Origin of the sequence: Pseudoalteromonas sp. A3, assembly GCF_025942345.1 — a bacterium.
GTDB lineage: Bacteria > Pseudomonadota > Gammaproteobacteria > Enterobacterales > Alteromonadaceae > Pseudoalteromonas > Pseudoalteromonas atlantica.
In genome coordinates, this window is sequence record NZ_JAPCKL010000011.1 from 1 (window position 1) to 2826 (window position 2826).

Here is a 2826-nt window from a genome sequence, read left to right on the forward strand (position 1 = left end):
GTTTTACCGTGGTCAACGTGGCCGATTGTACCAACGTTTACGTGCGGTTTTACGCGTTCAAACTTTTCTTTTGCCATCTTAAAAAATTCCTAATTAAGAAATTAAAGCCTGACTCACTATTGAGCCAGACAAGCTAAAATCATATAACAGCGCGAGCTGAAATTATTGTATCTGCAACATTTTTAGAGGCTTCAGCGTACTTCAAAAACTCCATAGAGTAAGAAGCACGGCCCTGTGTTGCAGATCGTAAAGCAGTTGCATAACCAAACATTTCAGAAAGAGGAACCTGAGCATTAACTTGCTTAAGTCCACCTATTGCATCTTCCATGCCTTCGATTATGCCGCGACGACGGTTTAAGTCGCCAACTACATCACCCATGTTTGAGTCAGGAGTGATTACTTCAACCTTCATCATTGGCTCTAAAAGTACAGGGTCAGCTTTAAGCGCCCCAGCTTTCATTGCCATTGAACCTGCAATTTTAAATGCCATTTCATTCGAGTCTACATCATGGAATGAACCATCATATAAAGTCGCTTTAACGCCAAGTAATGGGTAGCCTGCCAGTACACCTTGAGACATTTGCTCTTGGATACCTTTGTCTACCGCAGGGATAAATTCTTTTGGAACCGAACCACCTACAGTTTCGTTAACGAACTCATAAATTGGTGCTTCATCATCCGAAATATCCATCGGTTCAAGTTTAACCCAGACGTGACCATATTGACCACGACCACCTGATTGACGTACAAACTTCCCTTCAACTTCAACAGTTGAACGAATAGCTTCTCGGTATGCAACCTGCGGCTTACCAACGTTACATTCAACACTGAATTCACGTTTCATACGGTCGACAATGATATCAAGGTGAAGTTCACCCATACCAGAGATTATAGTCTGGCCTGATTCTTCGTCAGTTTGTACACGAAAAGACGGATCTTCAGCAGCTAGTTTACCTAGTGCAATACCCATCTTATCTTGGTCAGCGATTGTGCGAGGCTCAACCGCAACAGAGATAACTGGCTCTGGGAACTCCATACGCTCTAGCGTAATGATAGAGTTCGGATCACACAGTGTCTCACCTGTTGTTACGTCTTTAAGACCAATAGCTGCCGCAATATCGCCTGCGTGAACTTCTTTGATCTCTTCACGTGAGTTTGAATGCATCTGTACGATACGACCAAATCGCTCACGCTTATTTTTAACTGGGTTATAAACCGCGTCACCCTGTTTAACAGTACCAGAGTAAACACGGAAAAAGGTTAAAGTGCCAACAAACGGGTCTGTTGCAATTTTAAATGCAAGTGCAGCAAACGGCGCTTTATCATCAGCTGGACGTTCTTCCTCAGTTCCATTTTCTAGGATACCTTGGATTTGTTTCACTTGTGTTGGTGCAGGCATGTATTCAACAACGCCATCAAGCACAGCTTGAACGCCTTTGTTTTTAAATGCACTACCACACGTAATGGGAACAATTTCGTTCGCTAATGTGCGTTGACGTAAGGCAGATTTAATCTCTGCTTCACTTAACTCTTCACCTTCTAAGTACTTATCCATTAGTTCTTCAGAGGCTTCAGCTGCACTTTCAACTAAATGAGAGTGCCATTCTTGAGCGAGCTCTTGAAGTTCTGCCGGTATTGCCTCATAAGAGAAAGTCATACCCTGATCCGCTTCGTTCCAGTTAATGGCTTTCATTTTTATAAGGTCAATAACACCTTTAAAGTCGTCTTCAGCGCCAATTGGCAACTGGATTGGAACAGGCGTTGCTCCAAGACGAGATTTCACCTGGTCTACAACCGTTAAGAAGTCAGCGCCGGTGCGATCCATTTTATTTACGAAGATCATTCTTGGAACTTCGTATTTGTTCGCTTGGCGCCAAACTGTCTCAGTTTGCGGCTGTACACCTGATGAAGCACAAAGAACAACTACCGCACCATCAAGTACACGTAAAGAACGCTCTACTTCGATAGTGAAATCTACGTGTCCTGGAGTATCAATAATATTGATACGATGGTCGTCAAATTGCGCGTCCATCCCTTTCCAGAAACACGTTGTTGCAGCAGAAGTGATTGTGATACCACGCTCTTGTTCCTGCTCCATCCAATCCATAGTTGCGGCGCCATCATGTACTTCACCGATCTTATGAGAAAGACCTGTGTAGAACAGAACACGTTCTGTTGTGGTGGTTTTGCCTGCATCTACGTGAGCTACTATGCCGATATTACGGTAGCGCTCAAGTGGAGTTGTACGTGCCATATGATCCTCTTAAAGGTTAAGGACAGATTACCAACGGTAATGTGCGAATGCTTTATTCGCTTCAGCCATACGGTGAACGTCTTCACGTTTCTTAACCGCAGTGCCTTTGTTGTCAGCAGCGTCAACGATTTCTTGAGCTAAACGTAAGCCCATAGATTTTTCGCCACGCTTACGTGCAGCGTCTACTAACCAACGCATACCTAATGCGTTGCGACGTACTGGACGTACTTCAACTGGAACTTGATAAGTTGAACCACCAACACGGCGAGATTTAACCTCTACCTGTGGACGGATGTTATCAAGTGCAGATTCAAAGATTTCTAGGTGCGACTTGCCTGATTTCTCAGCAGCCACGTCTAGCGCACCATAAACAATTTTTTCAGCAGTAGATTTCTTGCCGTCTAACATTACGATGTTAACGAATTTAGCAAGAAGTTCCGATCCGAACTTAGGATCTGGAAGAATTTTACGTTGACCTATTACGCGTCTTCTAGGCATTTTGTATCTCCGGTTTATTCAGGTTTGTCCTTTTGGAACAATCACCCAAAACAATAATTAATAATATTTAGTGC

At 43.5% G+C, this 2826-nt stretch carries 2 protein-coding genes and 1 pseudogene; all 3 read right to left on the reverse strand.

What is annotated here, in order from left to right; translation table 11 throughout:
• A pseudogene (locus OIZ54_RS16080) lies at positions 1–77 on the reverse strand (elongation factor Tu); the annotation flags it as partial.
• Between the two features lie 62 nt (positions 78–139).
• Positions 140–2254, reverse strand: a complete 2115-nt coding sequence (gene fusA / locus OIZ54_RS16085; protein ID WP_264390826.1) for an elongation factor G — start codon at positions 2252–2254, stop codon at positions 140–142.
• A 27-nt stretch (positions 2255–2281) separates the two neighbouring features.
• Entirely contained in the window at positions 2282–2752 is a 471-nt protein-coding gene (gene rpsG / locus OIZ54_RS16090) for a 30S ribosomal protein S7 (protein ID WP_004588211.1), read from the reverse strand.
• Positions 2753–2826: the final 74 nt, after the last annotated feature.